Here is a 237-nt window from a genome sequence, read left to right as displayed (position 1 = left end):
GGGCATAATCCAGATGCTGCATCAGCTGTTGCTGAACTTGCCCCTGTTCCGGAAACGCCTTTTGCCAGCGCCACGCCATATACTGCTCTACCAGCGGAATGCTGCGACCCGAGGCATCTTCCGTCATCCTCATGACACGCAGTACCGACATTTTGTCCTCACTGGCCGCAGGTGCCTGCTGCAAATCCTGCAAAAGCCCTTCGAGCACAGCCGGCAGAAACTGCTGCTGCAATAACG

General features: G+C 56.5%; 1 protein-coding gene. It reads right to left on the bottom strand.

Annotated elements, in window-relative coordinates; genetic code table 11:
• Nucleotides 1–237, bottom strand: a 237-nt coding sequence (locus tag ADK28_RS00205; protein WP_048794582.1) for an ImcF-related family protein, incomplete at both ends; no start/stop codon positions are given.

This window comes from Serratia sp. 506_PEND (assembly GCF_001076875.1).
GTDB lineage: Bacteria > Pseudomonadota > Gammaproteobacteria > Enterobacterales > Enterobacteriaceae > Serratia > Serratia marcescens.
Note: the sequence above shows the minus strand (reverse complement) of the source record. Positions and strands in the feature narration are given on the sequence as shown.